Origin of the sequence: Dyadobacter flavalbus (assembly GCF_006149045.1) — a bacterium.
Taxonomy (GTDB): Bacteria; Bacteroidota; Bacteroidia; order Cytophagales; family Spirosomataceae; genus Dyadobacter; species Dyadobacter flavalbus.
Genome location: NZ_VBSN01000022.1, coordinates 74,652 through 91,841, shown reverse-complemented (window position 1 = coordinate 91,841; position 17,190 = coordinate 74,652). Strand labels below are relative to the sequence as shown.

The 17,190-nt window shown below is 43.0% G+C and carries 13 protein-coding genes and 1 tRNA gene; 6 read left to right on the top strand and 8 right to left on the bottom strand.

Features of this window, described 5'->3' with window-relative positions; genetic code table 11:
• Nucleotides 1-181: 181 nt before the first annotated feature.
• The gene (locus FEM33_RS03560) at nucleotides 182-700 is read left to right on the top strand and encodes a DinB family protein (RefSeq protein WP_139010734.1); all 519 of its coding nucleotides are present in this window, start codon (nucleotides 182-184) and stop codon (nucleotides 698-700) included.
• Here FEM33_RS03560 and FEM33_RS03555 read toward each other — a convergent pair.
• Entirely contained in the window at nucleotides 697-2,712 is a 2,016-nt protein-coding gene (locus tag FEM33_RS03555; protein ID WP_139010733.1) for a thioredoxin domain-containing protein, read from the bottom strand. The genes FEM33_RS03560 and FEM33_RS03555 overlap by 4 nt on opposite strands.
• A gap of 18 nt (nucleotides 2,713-2,730) precedes the next feature.
• Nucleotides 2,731-4,344 (bottom strand): T9SS type A sorting domain-containing protein, encoded by a 1,614-nt coding sequence (locus FEM33_RS03550; protein ID WP_229214072.1) that lies wholly within the window; start codon nucleotides 4,342-4,344, stop codon nucleotides 2,731-2,733.
• A gap of 148 nt (nucleotides 4,345-4,492) precedes the next feature.
• On the opposite strand from FEM33_RS03550, the gene FEM33_RS03545 reads away from it, so the two are divergent.
• From FEM33_RS03545 to FEM33_RS03535, 3 genes are all read left to right on the top strand, one after another.
• Nucleotides 4,493-4,951 carry a hypothetical protein gene (locus FEM33_RS03545; RefSeq protein WP_139010731.1) on the top strand — a complete coding sequence of 153 codons (459 nt, stop codon included), beginning with the start codon at nucleotides 4,493-4,495 and terminating at the stop codon, nucleotides 4,949-4,951.
• Between the two features lie 82 nt (nucleotides 4,952-5,033).
• Nucleotides 5,034-6,347 (top strand): MFS transporter, encoded by a 1,314-nt coding sequence (locus FEM33_RS03540; RefSeq protein WP_139010752.1) that lies wholly within the window; start codon nucleotides 5,034-5,036, stop codon nucleotides 6,345-6,347.
• Between the two features lie 21 nt (nucleotides 6,348-6,368).
• A tRNA-Val gene (locus FEM33_RS03535) sits at nucleotides 6,369-6,443 on the top strand.
• A 99-nt stretch (nucleotides 6,444-6,542) separates the two neighbouring features.
• Here FEM33_RS03535 and infB read toward each other — a convergent pair.
• The 3 genes from infB to rimP form a co-directional block, all read right to left on the bottom strand.
• Nucleotides 6,543-9,764: a translation initiation factor IF-2 gene (gene infB / locus FEM33_RS03530; protein WP_139010730.1), complete on the bottom strand. Its 3,222-nt coding sequence runs from the start codon at nucleotides 9,762-9,764 to the stop codon at nucleotides 6,543-6,545.
• 70 nt (nucleotides 9,765-9,834) lie between these two features.
• Entirely contained in the window at nucleotides 9,835-11,076 is a 1,242-nt protein-coding gene (gene nusA / locus FEM33_RS03525) for a transcription termination factor NusA (protein WP_139010729.1), read from the bottom strand.
• A gap of 82 nt (nucleotides 11,077-11,158) precedes the next feature.
• The gene (gene rimP / locus FEM33_RS03520) at nucleotides 11,159-11,614 is read right to left on the bottom strand and encodes a ribosome maturation factor RimP (protein ID WP_229214071.1); all 456 of its coding nucleotides are present in this window, start codon (nucleotides 11,612-11,614) and stop codon (nucleotides 11,159-11,161) included.
• Nucleotides 11,615-11,808: 194 nt separating this feature from the next.
• Here rimP and FEM33_RS03515 point away from each other — a divergent pair, with 194 nt between their 5' ends.
• Nucleotides 11,809-12,900 carry an endonuclease/exonuclease/phosphatase family protein gene (locus FEM33_RS03515; protein ID WP_139010727.1) on the top strand — a complete coding sequence of 364 codons (1,092 nt, stop codon included), beginning with the start codon at nucleotides 11,809-11,811 and terminating at the stop codon, nucleotides 12,898-12,900.
• 16 nt (nucleotides 12,901-12,916) lie between these two features.
• On the opposite strand, the gene FEM33_RS03510 is transcribed toward FEM33_RS03515, so the two are convergent.
• Nucleotides 12,917-13,270, bottom strand: a complete 354-nt coding sequence (locus FEM33_RS03510) for a DUF4907 domain-containing protein (protein WP_139010726.1) — start codon at nucleotides 13,268-13,270, stop codon at nucleotides 12,917-12,919.
• Entirely contained in the window at nucleotides 13,267-14,298 is a 1,032-nt protein-coding gene (locus FEM33_RS03505) for a Kelch repeat-containing protein (protein WP_139010725.1), read from the bottom strand. Before FEM33_RS03505 ends, FEM33_RS03510 begins: the two co-directional genes overlap by 4 nt.
• Nucleotides 14,299-14,834: 536 nt before the next feature.
• Here FEM33_RS03505 and FEM33_RS03500 point away from each other — a divergent pair.
• Nucleotides 14,835-16,220 (top strand): DUF4270 family protein, encoded by a 1,386-nt coding sequence (locus tag FEM33_RS03500; protein ID WP_139010724.1) that lies wholly within the window; start codon nucleotides 14,835-14,837, stop codon nucleotides 16,218-16,220.
• 59 nt (nucleotides 16,221-16,279) lie between these two features.
• Here FEM33_RS03500 and FEM33_RS03495 read toward each other — a convergent pair whose 3' ends face one another.
• Nucleotides 16,280-17,182 (bottom strand): bestrophin family protein, encoded by a 903-nt coding sequence (locus tag FEM33_RS03495; RefSeq protein WP_139010723.1) that lies wholly within the window; start codon nucleotides 17,180-17,182, stop codon nucleotides 16,280-16,282.
• Nucleotides 17,183-17,190 lie beyond the last annotated feature (8 nt).

Sequence of the window (17,190 nt, the reverse complement as noted above, 5' to 3'; positions counted from 1 at the left end):
AATCCAAGTAGCTTTTAAATTACTGTTTATCAACATTTGGTCACATAATATAGTCACCGCCGGTTAATAATTTTACCCGTATAAAGGGATTGAAAAAGCCTCCTTTTGAAAAGTTTAACCAGGCATTTTTTTAATTTGCACGTACAAATTTTATTAACTTACCGGCATAAACGAACTACTTATGAAGCGGTCTGCAATTAATCCGATGCCAGTTTTTTTTGACCGGTATATCAATCGGGTCGAGGACATGGATTTGTTTGAAGCATTTGAAAAATATACACCGGACCAAGTTTATTCCGATAAGCAGAAACTGGCTGCTCTTGGAGACCGGGTATATGCTGAAGATAAATGGACTGTAAAGGATATTTTACAGCACGTAATTGATAATGAAAGAATCATGGCTTACAGGGCATTGCGTTTTTCCAGAAATGACAAGACTGAATTGCCGGGTTACGATGAAGCAGTGCTGGGAGCAAATACAATAGCTGCGCTGCGTTCGATTGATGATCTGATGGAGGAATTTAACGATGTGCGAAAGTCTACAATTACGCTCTTCAGAAATATGAATGATACCATGCTGCTGAATTCAGGGAGAGCCAACAAAACCGAGATTTCACCACTTGCGCTCGGCTTTGTCATCATTGGCCATCCTGTTCATCATATGAATGTTATTTCTGAACGTTACTTTCCTTTGCTTTAAATACTTGTAAGCTGATTGAGTGCATCTTCCACATTTGTTACCGGCAGCTGGCAGGTTTTATCATAGCAAACATAAATAGCCGTCTGGGAATTGATCTCGGTCCTGCTTTGCAATAAGGGCAAGTCGGAAGTTCTGGCAGTGCCCATTACGATTTTATTGGGAATGAAAAATCGGTCAAAGTCCTTGCGAATGGCCTCGACATTTGCCCCGACAATGGCTATTTCAGCTGTTGGCGTAGTCCGCATGCAGTAAAGTGCTGCCCAGTTTGTAACCCATTGCACGTCGGACATCATGATCTTTTCCATTTTGGACAGCATCGTGTCGGAAATTTTCAGGTAGTCATTGTTATCCAGCATTTTTCCAAGTACATAAAGATTATGCGCCATAATGGAATTGGAAGCAGGAACGACATTATCAAACAGCTCCTTTTTTCTTGCGATCAGCGATTCCCCGGAAGCGTCTGTAAAATGAAAGAATCCTTCCTCCTGATCGTAAAAGTTGGTTATGGTATAATCTGCAAGTTGCTGTGCCTGCTCAATCCAGGTTTCATCGAAGGAAATCTGATACAATGCAAGATATCCTTCAATAATAGCGGCATAATCTTCCAGAAAACCGGTTATGGTTGCATGGCCGTTTTTATAACTATGCCGTATTTGACCTTCTTTTGTCATTTTGGTCAGGATAAACTGCCCGGCGGACAATGCCAGATTTCGGATGTGCTCGTCGCCCAAAGCACGGTAACAATCTGACAAGCCTTTGATCAGCAAGCCATTCCATGAAGCAAGAATTTTATCATCCAGGCCGGGCCTGACCCTTTTGGCTCGTTCGGCGAAAAGCTTTTTTAAAGCATTTTTATAACGGTCTTCAAAATCCGGCAAATTAATTCCCAAAGCTTTGGCCTCAATTTCGGCGGGTTGTGTAAGGTGCAGATGATTATGGCCTTCTTCCCAGTTTCCGTTTGCCGAAATATTGTAAATCCTTGAAAACCATTCAAAATCCCCGCCCAGAATTTGGCTCAGTTCATTTTGTGTCCAGATGTAAAATTTTCCTTCAACACCTTCGCTGTCAGCATCGAGCGCGGAATAAAATCCGCCTTCGTCACTGCGCATTTCATTTTCCAGCCACTGGATTGTCTGCGATATTCTGTCGGCATACAACGGGTTTCTGGTGAGTGAATAAGCCTCTGCGTAAATGCTTAACAATTGTCCGTTATCATAAAGCATTTTTTCAAAATGCGGTATAAACCATTTACCGTCAACCGAATAGCGGGCCCAGCCGCCGCCAACATGATCGTAAATACCGCCCAGTGCAATTCTGTTCAGCGACAGTTCTATATGGGCAAGTGCTTCCGGATTCTGGCTGATATCGTAATAACGAAGCAGAAATTTATAAATGGAAGGCATCGGAAATTTGGGCGCACGGTCCATTCCGCCTCTTTGCGTATCAAAATTCCTCTGAAGATGTTCAAACATCGAATCTGCACCGGTCCTGTTGTAATCCTTGTTTCCGGCAGCTAATCCATATTTTTCAGTGTCAGAAACAACCATATTGTGCACAAATCCTTCTGCTGATTCGGCCAGTTCATCATAATGGTTTGTAAAAGCATCATGAATGCTTTTCAGAAGCTGCACCCAGTTTTGAGGCGGCAGATAGGTTACACCATAAAACGGTTTGGTGTCCGGCAGTAAAAAAACATTCAGCGGCCAGCCTCCGCGTACACCCATTGCCTGCACGGCATCCATGTATACGGCATCCACATCGGGCCGCTCTTCACGGTCTACTTTGATGCAGACGAAATAGTCGTTCATTACATTGGCAATCGGTTCTTTTTCAAAGCATTCACGTTCCATGACATGGCACCAGTGACAGGCAGAGTAGCCAATACTGACCAGAATCGGTTTGTTTTCAGTTCTGGCTTTGGTTAAAGCCTCTTCGCCCCACGGAAACCAGTCTACTGGATTATGGGCATGCTGAAGTAAATACGGGCTGGTTTGCTGGCTGAGACGATTCATAAGCTTAACAAGAAAATACTATTGATGAACAATTACCTTTTTGATAATTGTTTTGGTATGACTTGTGAAGCGGGCAAAATATATGCCAGAGGAAAGTTTCGGCAGATTTATAACGTCTTTTGTCTGTCCGTTTACAGCTTTAAGGTTTTTTTGCAAAACAGTTTGTCCGTTTTTATTCAGCAATGAAAAGTAAACGTCGGTAACACCGTTGATTCCGGTAAGCACAACATTCAGCTCATACTGGACCGGATTTGCATAAACATTGACATCAGACAAAAATGGCTCGGTTCCATTTACAGTGTCATTCAGGTCAAATTTGCAGAGAAAAACCTGTTTTCCTTTCAGGCTGATGGTTTTATACCAGTTTTTATAATAAACCGTAATTTCCGTTTGTTCATTGTCGGCGGCATACGGGTTCTGTGCTGCAATCAGAATATTGTTTTCTTTTACAACGCCGCGCCAAACCGGATTCTGCAGTTCCATATGATCACGTGCGGATTGCGGAATGACAAGTTCATAGTCTCCTTCAAACATATCTTTAAACGCCGATAACCTGTAAAGTCCGTAGATAAAGTGTTCATACGGAGCATAATTTTCCTGACGCGTTCCTGGAAAAAACGGGTTTTCCCAAAGCCAAAGCCCTTTCGCGCCGGAAAAAAACGGAAAGATTGCAGTTGCCTCAGCCATGAATGACGAAATAAACGGAGTATCCGGATCATAACTGTCGTGTACCCGCATCCATACAAAAGGAATTACAGGCTTGTCACTCCACGCCCTGTTGGCCTCTATGTTAAACAAAAGATAAGACAAGTAATCTTTGCCGATCGGATGGTCATAACCGTAATAATAATAGGGCGAAGGTGTCAGAAAATCCAGCGCATTGTAAAAACTGCCGCCGATTTTGCCGGCATCATCCTGCGCAAGATAATGCGTTCTTGCAAGATTGGTGGTCCAGTCCTGCCAGCTGTTGGAAGTAATATTCAGCCATGTATTCCGGACAGGCACATCGCTGTAACTGGAAACCTGCACATTCGGAAACTTCATTTTCAGCCGTTTTATGGATTCCGAATACCACCAACGCATGTCTTTTTTGTAGGTAAAAAGAAAATCGGCGTCGGAAAGGCTGCGGTATTGCTGAGGAATCTGGTTATTGGTTTTCAGTGCCAGAATGTCCCGGTCTTCCCGCTGCATGCGCTCAATATCCAGACATACAATATCCGCATCCGGAACAGTTGCGGCATAATGATCCCAGTAATTCCGGTACGCGGCCGTATCATTTCCCCAGGGACTTCGCAGCACATTGTCTGCCCATGGCTGGTTACCGCTGGAAGTAGCCACGCCGTACCAAATCATTGCCCGGTTTGCGGGATTCAAAGATCCGGGTTCATTTCCGCTGTATGTTGCCAGATGACTGAAACCATGTTTTAACGGTTGTGACTGTGTATCGCCAAATCTTGGAGCGTTATAAATGATCTTGAACGGCAGGGAAAACTCCGGGAATTTTGACCACTCAATTTGATTGTTGCTGCTGACCGGCGTTAGTACAAATCCGGTTTCACAATCCTGTGCAAACAACGTGCATGGATATTTCATCAGCATGATAAAAAAAGCTGCAAAAGTGCTGACACGCATCTTCCTAAAATGGATCATAAGAATTGACCGGACAAATTCGTTACTTTGCAACATACGTTACCGGAGTTTTTCTGAAAACTTCAATTTTCGGAGTACATAAATACCGGTAACGGAATAAACATTGCATTGAAACATAAATTAAACTGATATGAGACGATTGCTCCTTTTTACACCACTATTTTTAACAATGTTTTTGCTGGGATGCAGTAAAGATAACGAGAAGAACGAAACGCCTGATCTTACAGAAAAGGATAAAATACTTATCAATTATCCATGGCGAATGAAAACAGTTACAGACCTTTCCGGGAATGACATTTCATTTAACCAACTGAACACGCAGACAAGAGCAATCAAGGAAGTAATGGACATTCAGTTTTTACAAAATAATGTTACAAAAGCCATTGATCAGGGTTCAAAGCAAGTGATCAATGGAGGAACCTGGTATCTGATCAATGATAATAAAACGCTGGATATCAAGATTTCAGGCTTTTCAGGTGCATTCGGAGTCGAGGAATTGACCAGCAGCAAGCTAAGATTAAAAAGTGTAATGCCGGTAAACGGTGTGGATCAGGAAACGATTATGGTTTTTGAGCCGGTAATAAAATAACAGAAACGGTATTTTTGCAAATTGTTTAGCAAGCGGCGGATTAAATCTGCCGCTTTTCTTATTTTGTATGAAATTTGCTCTGATGAAGAAAAACGATCCTCTGATAATAAATGCCTGGTGTATGTATGACTGGGCCAATTCTGTTCATGCACTTGTTATTGTCTCCAGTATTTTTCCTGTTTATTTCAGCGCTACTGCATTAAGCGCATCCGGAACGCCGGACATCAGCTTCTTCGGAAACCAGATCAAAAGTTCAGTGCTTTTTTCCTATACCGTTTCCGCTGCCTTTCTGATCACGGCACTTTTGATTCCTTTATGCACCGGCATTGCGGATTATACCGGTAAGAAGAAGCGGTTTATGCAGTTTTTCTGCTATCTGGGCGCGGTCAGCTGCATGCTTTTGTATTTTTTTACAAAGGAAACACTGATTCCGTCCGTTTTCCTGTTTGGACTGAGTCTGGTCGGATGGAGCGGGAGTATTGTATTTTACGATTCTTACCTTCCGGAAATCGCAACAGAAGATAACTTTGACCGTTACAGTGCCCGCGGATTTTCACTAGGTTATCTTGGAAGTGTTTTGCTGCTGTTATTTAATCTTAGTATGGTTCTTGCGCCTGACTTTTACGGCATAACCCAGAAATCGCTTCCTGCAAGGATTTCCTTTTTCACCGTCGGACTCTGGTGGATACTTTTTGCGCAGATTCCCTTCCGTTATTTACCTTCCGGCAGTTCTGGAAATCGTAATGCTGACAATCCGGTATTCAATGGTTTTAAGGAACTCAGAAAAGTATTTTTTCAGGTAAAGCATCAGCTTTATCTTTCTAAGTTTTTAAGCGCATTTTTTATTTATACAATGGGACTGAGAACCGTTATGTACGTGGCAACCATTTTCGGAGCAACAGAATTGAAACTGCCTTCACAAAGCCTGATCATCACTGTTTTACTCATTCAGATTGTTGGAATTATCGGGTCGTTTGCTTTTGCATGGCTTTCCGGCAAAATCGGGAACATCCATGCATTGATGATCGGCGTTGCCATCTGGATTGGCATTTGCACGGCGGCTTATTACACTACGGAAGCTGTTGAATTCTACTTTGTAGCCTGTGCAGTCGGGATGGTGATGGGCGGTATTCAATCGCTTTCACGTTCTACTTATTCCAAACTGATCCCGGAAAATACGCCGGATACTGCTTCTTATTTCAGTTTTTACGATGTTACCGAAAAGCTGGCCATTGTAATCGGGACATTTATTTACGGAACGGTGGAGCAACTTACCGGAAGCATGCGGAACAGTATTTTGGCTTTGCTGGTCATCTTTATTATCGGGCTGATTTTACTTTATCGCATTCCTTCCCGAAAAGTTTACCGCTTAGAATTGGAGCGTAATAAAAATTGATTTAATATTGAGAAATTAAAAAGGAGGTTAGCTCAGCTGGTTCAGAGCGCCGCCTTGACAGGGCGGAGGTCAGCGGTTCGAACCCGCTACTTCCTACGGATTTATCAGAGCAATTGAATGAAAACAGCCTGCTACCAATTTGGTGCAGGCTGTTTTTGTATTATTTAAAAAGAAGATTCTTCTTCTGTACTATTCTTAAAGCGTTCTTTTTACTTCACGAAGTTCAAAGCTTTCAATAATGTCACCCACTTCGATGTCATTGTAATTCTTGATGCTCAAACCACATTCGTAACCGTTTCTTACTTCCTGAACATCATCTTTGTAACGTTTCAGCGAGTCGATTTCACCGGTAAACAACACGATACCGTCACGAATCACACGGATTTTGTTATTGCGTTTTACATAACCGTCTGTTACATAGCAACCTGCAATGGTACCAATCCGGCTGATTTTGAATACTTCACGAATTTCGATGTTACCCGTAATAATTTCCTCGATTGTCGGAGCAAGCATACCCGTCATGGCATCTTTGATTTCCTCAATGGCGTTGTAAATAACCGAGTAATGGCGTATTTCGATCTGATCCTGTTCTGCCATTTTCTTGGCATTGGACGAAGGACGCACCTGGAAACCAACAATAATCGCATCGGAAGCAATCGCAAGGTTTACATCAGATTCAGAAATCTGACCAACTGCCTTGTGAATGATGTTAACCTGAACTTCCGAAGTTGAAAGCTGCAGCAAGGAATCCGAAAGTGCTTCAACCGATCCGTCCACGTCACCTTTGACAATCAGGTTCAACTCGCGGAAACTTCCGATTGCTTTACGACGGCCAATTTCTTCCAGCGTAATATGCTTGCGGGTACGAATTGACTGCTCTCTTTGAATCTGTTCACGTTTTGTTGCAATGTCTCTTGCATCGCGTTCATTTTCGAAGACGTTGAAGCGATCACCGGCTTGCGGAGCTCCGCTAAGCCCAAGCAACTGAACCGGCATGGATGGACCGGCCGTTTTCAGCCTTCTTCCAAGATAATCCGTCATTGCTTTTACTTTACCGAAATGCGCGCCGGCCAGAACTACATCTCCTACTTTCAATGTTCCGGTCTGAACAAGAATCGTAGTAACATATCCGCGACCTTTATCGAGAGAAGCTTCAACAACCGTTCCGATCGCACGGCGGTTCGGATTGGCTTTCAGTTCAAGCAATTCGGCTTCTAACAATACTTTTTCCAGAAGTTCATCAATACCCATTCCGGATTTGGAAGAAATTTCCTGAGTCTGGTATTTACCGCCCCATTCTTCCACCAGAAGGTTCATATTGGCAAGTTCTTCACGGATCTTTTCGGTATTTGCGCCCGGCTTGTCTACTTTACTGAATGCAAAAACGATAGGAACGCCTGCAACCTGCGCGTGATTGATGGCTTCACGTGTTTGCGGCATCACGCTGTCGTCTGCTGCAATCACGATAATAACAACGTCGGTAACTTTGGCACCACGCGCCCTCATGGCCGTAAATGCTTCGTGACCGGGCGTATCCAGGAATGTTACCTGTTTTCCGGTTTTGGTTTTAACGCTATATGCACCGATGTGCTGCGTAATTCCACCGGCTTCACCGCTGGCAACGTTTTCCTGACGGATATAATCCAGAAGGGATGTTTTACCATGATCGACGTGACCCATGATGGTAACAATCGGTGCACGTTCCTGCAAGCTCTCTTCATCATCTACTTCCTCCTGAACATCATTCTGGACTTCTTCCTCAGCAGAAATAAATGCAACTTCAAAGCCGAATTCATCTGCAATAAAGGTAATTGCTTCTGCATCGAGACGCTGGTTGATGGAAACAAACATGCCCATGCTCATACAAACTGAAATTACTTCCTGAACGGTAACGTCCATTAACGAAGCAAGGTCATTTGCAGAAACGAATTCAGTTACGCGCAATACTTTTGTTTCTTCCGAGCCCAGTCCGTTCGGATCATTCTGGTCGCCACGGTCACGGCGGCGGGGGCCTTTTCCACGAGCTGTACTTTTGGTATTTCCACCACCCATACGGGCCATTGTAGCCTTGATGTTATCAGAAACTTCTTTGTCGGAAACCTCGTCTCTTTTTCCGCCCCGGCGATTGTTGTTACTGTTATTATTGCCGTTACCACCAGCAGGACGGTTTGTCCCGGTTTTTGGTGCAGCATTTCCTGCATTACCGGCAGCAGGAGTCGTAGTTGCGGTTCCGGTATTTGTATTGTTGTTATTTGTTCTGTTACCTGTTCCTGTTCTGTTGGAAGCAGGCGGAACATTGGCTTCTTTGGGTCTGCCGGCAGTATTTGCATTGGCTTCCGGCGTAGCTGCTGCTGCAGTTGCTGCCGGGCGATTTTGACTTTCACTGCCTACTGTTGCTCCGTCGCGGATTCTTTTTCTTTTTCGGCGGCGTTTTTTATCTGCGGCTGTATCGCTGCTGGACGCAACAGGGTCTTTTTTCTTTGCTTTATCGGCTGGAAGCTCGATTTTACCGACAACCCTTAATCCGCGTAACTGTTCGCCCCGGGCTTCAATCAGTTCCCCTTCCGCAGGAACTTCGTTCACAACAGGAGTTTCAGTTACGGCAGCTACTTTCGGCTCTTCCTTAATTGCGGCTGGTGCTTCTGCAACCGGCGCTGGTTCCGCAGCAATAACCTGTTCTGCAACCGGCGCAGTCGGCAATACAGGGACAACTTCTTCCACAACAGCGGGTTCTATTCCTGGCAATGCTATCTTAGGTTGTTCTATAACTGGTTCCGGCGCTTTTTCAGCAACAGGCTCAACTTTCGGCTCAGGCAGTTTTTGTTCAGCAGGCGCTGCAACTTCTGCTTTTACCTCTTCTTTTGGTTCAACCGGAGCCGGAGCCGCTTCTTTATTTTCTGTAACAGGTTCCGGAGCGGCTGCTTTTACAACTTCCGGTATGATTTCTTCTGCTTTTTTCGGCTCTTCCGCTGCAACAGGCTTTGGTGCTGGTTCCGGTTGTGGTGCTGGTGCTGGTCTTTTGGCATTCAAATCGATTTTCCCAACAACCTTGATTCCGGGCAGACGATTTTCAAATGCAGGCTGTGCCGGTGCCTTTTCTTCAACAAGCGGTTTCTCTTCGGCTTCTTTCAACGTAGTGTTCCTGAAATACAGGATTTCGTCCACGTCACTTTTGACCTTGTTCTCTTTAACTTCTGCCGGAGCTTCCACCGGAGCAGGTTTAAAGGAAAGAGATGATTTCAGATCATCAGATTTAAAATCTTTTGCAAGAAATTCAATCTGATCGGAGTTTATTTTTGTATTTGGATTACTTTCCACCTTATACCCTTTGGCAGACAGATGATCCACGATCGTAGTAATTCCTACGTTCAGGATCCGTGCCACTTGGCTAAGGCGCATCATTTTATCTTCTGCCATATTAGCAATTAGTAGAAAAAGTTTTGCATTGTGGCAAAATCAGCTGCAAGCATAATTTTGCCGGTTGTTACTATTCAAATTCTTTTCGAAGAATATCCAGAATTTCTTCCACGGTTGCTTCCTCGAGGTCGGTTCTTCTGACAAGTTCTTCTTTATTAAGGGCAAGAACACTTTTGGCGGTATCAAGGCCTATTTTGTGCAGTTCACTGATAATCCATTCGTCAATTTCATCCGAGAATTCAGTCAGATCGACGTCTTCATCATTATGCTCTTCAATATCCCGGAAAACATCAATTTCCATTCCGACCAGTTTGCCTGCAAGTTTGATGTTCTGTCCGCCTTTACCGATTGCAAGGGAAACCTGATCCGGTTTAAGGAATACCGAAACACGCTTTGCATCACGGTCAATCTGCATGGAACTTACTTTTGCCGGGCTCAATGCTCTGCTGATCAGCAATTCAAGGTTGTCGGTATAATTAATGACATCAATGTTTTCGTTGCCAAGCTCACGTACAATCGAGTGAATCCTTGAACCTTTCATTCCTACACAAGCTCCCACCGGATCAATGCGGTCGTCATAGGATTCTACGGCAACTTTGGCACGTTCCCCTGGTTCACGAACAACACGTCGTACCGAAATAATTCCATCGTATATTTCAGGAATCTCAATTTCAAACAATCTTTCAAGAAAAACCGGTGAAGTTCTTGACAAAGTTATCTTCGGAGATCCGTTGTTCATCTCCACTTTATGGATTACAGATTTGACTGACTCGCCCTTGCGGAAACGGTCTTTGGAAATCTGCTCGGTACGAGGAAGCGAAAGTTCATTGCCTTCGGAATCCACAATAATGACTTCATGCCTCAGCGTCTGATAAACTTCGCCGGTAATCATTTCTCCGACCTGATCCTTGTATTTCTCGAACATGATTTCTTTTTCCATGTCCTTTATTTTCTGGATCAGCGTCTGACGTGCGGTCTGAACAAGCCTGCGGCCGAATTCAACCAGTTTAACTTCTTCTGCAACTTCTTCGCCTACTTCAAAATCACTTTGTATCCTTCTTGCTTCGGAAAGAGGAATTTTGTTGTAATCCCAGATGTCTTCTGAATTGTCGTCCACAATTTCGCGTGTACGCCACATTTCCAGATCACCGCTTTCAGGGTTTATAATAACATCAAAGTTATCGTCTGTTCCGTATTTTTTACGAATCATGGTACGAAATACTTCTTCCAAAACGCTGATCATGGTAGGACGATCAATGTTTTTTGAGGTGGCGAACTCCGCAAATGACTCAATTAATATTCCGCTATCCATTGTTATGTTATAGAATATTTGCTGATACTAAGTTATACATATTATATAATTCATTACAAATCAGATGTGATCTGAGGTGTACTTATTTGAAAGAAATCTCAATTAACGCTTTTGAAATATCTTCCAGCGAAATTCTGCGTATCAATTCACTTTCATCTGCAGGAACCTTCGACTTCTTTTTCGGCTGGGGCAACTGCAGCAAAATGCTTGCATCATCGGATTCCAGCAACGTTCCCGATATGGTTTCACCCTGTTTCAGCGCAACCTTCAGGTTTCTTCCAATATTCTTTTTATACTGGCGTGGTAAAACAAGAGGCTGGTCCAATCCCGGCGAAGAAACTTCAAGTGTATAGGCTTCTGCAAAAAAATCCTGTTCTTCCAGTTGCTTTGCCAGTCTTCTGCTGATGGAGGTACACTGCTGAATGGTAATACCTTCGTCACTGTCAGCAAGAATCGTTATTTTTTGACTTACCTTGGAAGGTTTGATAATTATATCAACAAGAAAACAATTGCCTTCATCCAAAAGGGGCGCAAGCATTGCTTCTAACTGCTCTTTTATTGTCATGTATGGCTTACTGCAAATAAAAAAGGGGATTTAAGACCCCCTCAATCAATTGATCAAAATAGAATTATTTGCAAAGATAAAAATATTTTATCATTTGTACAAGTTAAGATACTTACCCCAAATCCATATCCTTCACCTATTTTTGTGAAAAAATCAATTTGGATTTAATGAAAGGGATAATAAGATTCTTGTGGTTTTTGTATAAATGTTTTGCCTTTTATACGCTTGTTATTTACATTCTGATTTTATGGATTCCTTTTGGCGGCTGGCTCGCCGGATTTATGATGATGTCTTTTCCGGTTGTGATTATTGTTCACATGGTCAGTCTTCCGGTATGGCTCATTGCCGATGCCAGAAAAGCATTTTTACCGCTGACCATGCTGCTTGCAGGCGGTATTTTTCTTCCGCGGACCTATGCATTCGGCAGCAAAAACAGCGATTCTGCTGAAAATGAAAAGACTTTTAAAGTAATGAACTACAATACACACGTTTTTCAGCGTGACTCGGATATCAAATTACCTTATGTAAAAAGACACATCCGGGAAATGAAGGCGTGGGTAAGCAACAGTCAGGCGGATATTCTGTGCATGCCTGAATATTACGACAACAGCTCGAATCTGTTCAGTGTCAACGATGCGCTGCGCAAGAAAGGCTATCAGTATTATGTGTTTTACAATAAAACACGCAAGCAGCAGAACAAAGCGTATTCAGGCCTTGCCGTTTTTTCCAAATTCCCGATTATTGCCAGCCGGGATACCATTTTTGAATCGCAGAACGGTATGATCCAGGCAGATATTAAAATAAAATCGGATACGGTCAGGATCATTGCCTTACATCTTTATTCAATGACGCTTCAGCTTGGCAATCTGGTTAGCCAAAAGGAAATGGAAGGAGTGAAGAAAGAAAGCAAAACTACTTTGCGGCAAATGAAGCGTGGTTTTACGCGACGCTCCATGGAAGTCAGGGTGCTAGAATCCTGGGTAAAAGCTTCACCTTATCCCATTATTGTCTGCGGTGATTTTAATGAAGTTCCGTATGGATATGTTTACGGACGTATGCGCAAGCTGCTGAACAACAGTTTTGAAGAAAAAGGAAACGGATTCGGTTTTACATACAATCATCTTCCTTATTTCATCCGGATTGATCATCAGTTTTACAGTTCCGGCAATTTGCGGCTGACAGATTTTATCACTTATAATAAAATCAAGCACTCTGACCATTATCCGGTTATGGGTGAATATGCCATTGTCAAGAAATAAAAAAGAACAGTTGAGCTTATTGTTTGATGCCCATGCTGTCCAGTTCCTGCATGGTGACGGTAGGAGGGAAGATGCCGTTTTCAAGTTTTTGCTCCACAAGTCGTGCGGTTTTCAAAGCATGTTCTTCTGTGGAAAAGCTAATGTTTCCGGCCATTCCCGGAATGTACGGTTGCTCAATAATTGTTGTAGTATCCTGATAAATCCGGTAGCCCCAGCCCGTTCCATTCTTGAATGATTTGACACTAAAATGCTGAAAGCCTTCGCACTCAGCACTTTTATCTTTTTTCCCGTTACAGGATGTAAAAATAAAAGTGATGAATGCGAAGGCTAACAAACCTGCAATCAGAACGTTTCTAAATTTTCTGATCACTGATTATCATCGTCGTTTACGGCAGCAGTCGGATCAAATGCCCAGAAGTCGTCCAGTCCGTTTGAACCTGTTGCACTTCCTGTTCCGAAATAACCAATGTTGCCAATAGAGAACCCGGCGGCAAATCCTCTTTGTCCGCCTTCAAAAGATGCAACTTCTGTCCATAAATTAGAACCTGGTGTATATTCCCATACATCCTGTTTACCGTTTCCGCCAATTATATAAGCTTTCTCGTTAATAACTAGTGCAAGGCCATGCGATCTTGTCGGGAAGTTATCATCATTATGTTCCGTTCTTGACCATGCTCCGCTTCCAGAATTACCGGCCGGATCAAATACGTAAAGATCTTTTGTTTCTGTTCCTGCATTGCTGGTTCCGAAACCTACGTATGCCTTGCCGCCAACTGTAAATGAAATGGCTCCTCTGCGTTTGCCGCCCGTGAAAGTAGCGATTTCAGACCATTTGTCTGTGGTTGGATTGTATTCGTAGAAATCCTGGTAATAGTTGCTTCCATTGTATCCCAAACCAACATAAGCTCTATCGTTAACAACGAATGAAGTTGCATACTGACGTGTTCCGCCCAGAAAATCCGCAACTGCTTTCCATTTGTTTGTAGCCGGATCGTACTGGTAAAAATCTTTTTTGTAACCGTTGTCAATCGTTGTAACATTGTCGTAACCTGTTCCAACGTAAGCTTTTCCACCCACTACAAATGCAACTGCATCCGTTCTGCCGGTTCCGGCAAAAGCAGCAACCTGCGTCCATATTTTAGTGCCGGCATCATACGACCAGAAATCTTTTACTCTCGGATTGGTTTCATTGACCAGACCGGTTCCGATATAACCTTTATTATTAATAACAAAACTTACTGCACGTGTTCTTGCAAAGCCGCCGAAATTTGGAATGCCGGCTCTGTACCAGTTTCCTGATTTATCCGCTTCAGGATCGTCTTTATCACAGCCAAACTGAACTAACGAAGTTGAAGCAACGAGAAGGGCTAAAGAAGCTTTTTTTAAGGTATTAAACATGTAAATATGGTTTGACTAATGGATACAAAAGAATTAATAATAAATTATTTGATTGATTAAAAATTTGTATGAACGCTTCCGTTCTGAAACAGGCATCTTACCTTAAATTTTTGCAAACATAACATCTTGATATTGCTAAGTAAAATTATATGTTACTTTTTGTATAAAGTTTGCAGATCCGCTAACCATTAACGCACGTTATTTGTGCAATGTTGTTTTGGCAGCCGCAAGACCATTATAATTGAAATAATGACCTGCTTTTTTTCGTTTTTTCTTTGTGTATTGCCACTTTATTGCTTTCTGAAACGTATTGTTACTGACACCAGAAACTACTTGGTTGAAAACAGGATATTAAAAGTTAAAGCATTATGCTGTTTGTAAACTCAATCAGGCAGTTAATTAAACATTACGTTTGCAATGCGGCATTTGTTGCAATGTTGCCGGCAGCGATGCACAAATTTGTTCCATTTATCCGAATCATATTGTAATTACGTTTACATATGATAATTTCGCACTTTTTACTGTTCTTGCATTAAATGAAATTCAATCCCTTTTTTCATAAAAGATCTTCCGCGATTTTTAAACTTCTGGTTTTGTTCGGTTTGTCCGCCTATATGACAGGCTGTGAATCCGGCCCGCAAATAGAAGCGCTTGTTCAGCCAAACCCGGATGATTTTTCGGTTTTGTTTTCGGATACCTCAACTGTCGCCCTTTCTTCCGTAGTAACCGATTCCATGATGACTGGCGCTTCGGAGCGGATGCTTATCGGGCGTTATGTTGATCCTTACTTTGGTAAAATCCAGGCTGCCAGCTATTTTCAAACAACTACAAGCGGGGCTGTAACTGTTCCTGAACTCGCAGTTTACGATTCACTGGTGCTATCGCTTAAATACGATGGATATACTTACGGCGATACGACCGTAGCCATGAACCTGAGTGTGCATAAGTTGCAAACCGATATACTGGATAAAAACTCGTATTACAATACCAATACAATGCCATTTGATGTTGTACCGGTTGGTCAGACAAAGGTTGTTCCCAGACCAAAAACAAACAATCAATTGAGAATAAAACTTTCTGATGTATTGGGAAAGGAGATATTTGGTAAAGCACAGAACAATCAGATTACTTCCAACAATGACTGGATCAATCTGGTGAAAGGTTTGGTAATAAAACCCGCTGTAACGGATAACGGGCCTTTGGCTGGATTTACGAGAGGCAATACAAGCGTGCAGATCCATTATCATGTTTCAAATGCAGACGGGATTAAAAAAGATTCCAGTACTGTCTCGCTCACCGCCAATTACAATCAGATACTTGCCGACAGGGCCGGTACGCAACTCGCAAAACTGCCGGCTACACACAGGATTGCTTTACCTTCTTCACAGACCGGAAATATGTCCTTTATTCAGGCTGGTCTTGGGACAATGACACGAGTTGATTTTCCTTTTGTGAACCAATTGAGATACAACAAATTCACAGTTGTAAACCGTGCAGTTCTGAGGGTAACACCTTTGCGTTCGTCTGTTTCGGACTTTACTGCTCCGCCTGCGACACTTTACGTTTATCTGTGTGATAAAAATAATGAGCTGCTCATCGGCAGTTCCGACGGACTTCCGATTCCCTTGTCTGAACTGAATGGAAGAATAGCTGTCTCCGGAGCTTACTTCACTGATCTGATCAATAACAAGCAGTTTTATCTTCTGGATGTAAGTTCTTTTGTTTCATCACTTGTGAGCAGTGACTTTGCGCAAACCGGAGGCTTGTTGATCAGAACGTCGCCATACGGCAAGTCTACACAATATTATGATGCGGGCACTGAGTTTTCTCAAAGTGTAAACAGGCTTGTAATCGGAGACCAGCGCAACAGTGATCCCGGTGCCAAACTGGAGCTGTACTATACGCATGTGAAAGCAGAGTAACGTGTGAAATAAAATAAGTGAAGCGGCTTGGTACGGATCTTGTACAAAGCCGCTTTTTGTTACATCACAACGCCGTTTTTAGGCAGGATTTTTTCCGGTATTTTATCCGCATTGATCATTTGCAGCAAATTGATCTCAATCGTTCTTGACAGTGAAGTCATCGGAATGTCATTCGGTCCGTTTTCAAACGGGTTCTGCATGACATACGCGATCCATTCGACATAGAAGAAAAGAAAGGAAATTGTAAATGTGATCGGAATGGCTATTCTGCCGATGCTTTCAACAAGGCCCATCGGAAGTACAAGCGTGAAAATAAAAATGACAAGTACTACAAAAAAGCTGTACTGGGTCGGAAAAACCGTATTCTTGATCCGTTCACATTTTCCCATTGCATCGCAGAGCCGCTGTAAAGTCTGATCGAGATTCTGGTAAAGCAGCGTCTTGATTTTTCCTTCTTCATGCAGCTCGGAAAATTTGAACTGCAGCAGGTTTAAGATGGCATTCGGGATATTGTCCTGGCTGGCGACATACTCGTGCTCCGCTTGCTCCAGATGTAAATCCGCATATACGAGAACCTGCCCTTTTCTGAGCGAATTAGCAAGTGCATAACACCACGCAATCTGTAAATGCGCGATGTTGGAAATAATTTTATCTTTTTCTTCTTTGGAGGTTTCAATAAACGAAATCGATTGTCGGACCAGCGTCCGGCTGTCGTTTACAATGGCGCCCCATACTTTCCGTGCTTCCCACCAGCGGTCATACGCAGAGTTGGTCCGGAAACCAAGCAGCAGTGAAAGTGCCGTTCCCAGAATGGTGATAATGGAAATCGGGAAAGAAAGAAAATGCCAGTTTTTTGCATTGTAGAGGTGGAAAACCAGTGTTGCATAGGCCGTTACGACCAAAAGTCCCGGCCAGATTCCTCTCAGAAGCCGCCAGATTGAAAAAACCTGCTTTACGTACATGTACAGTT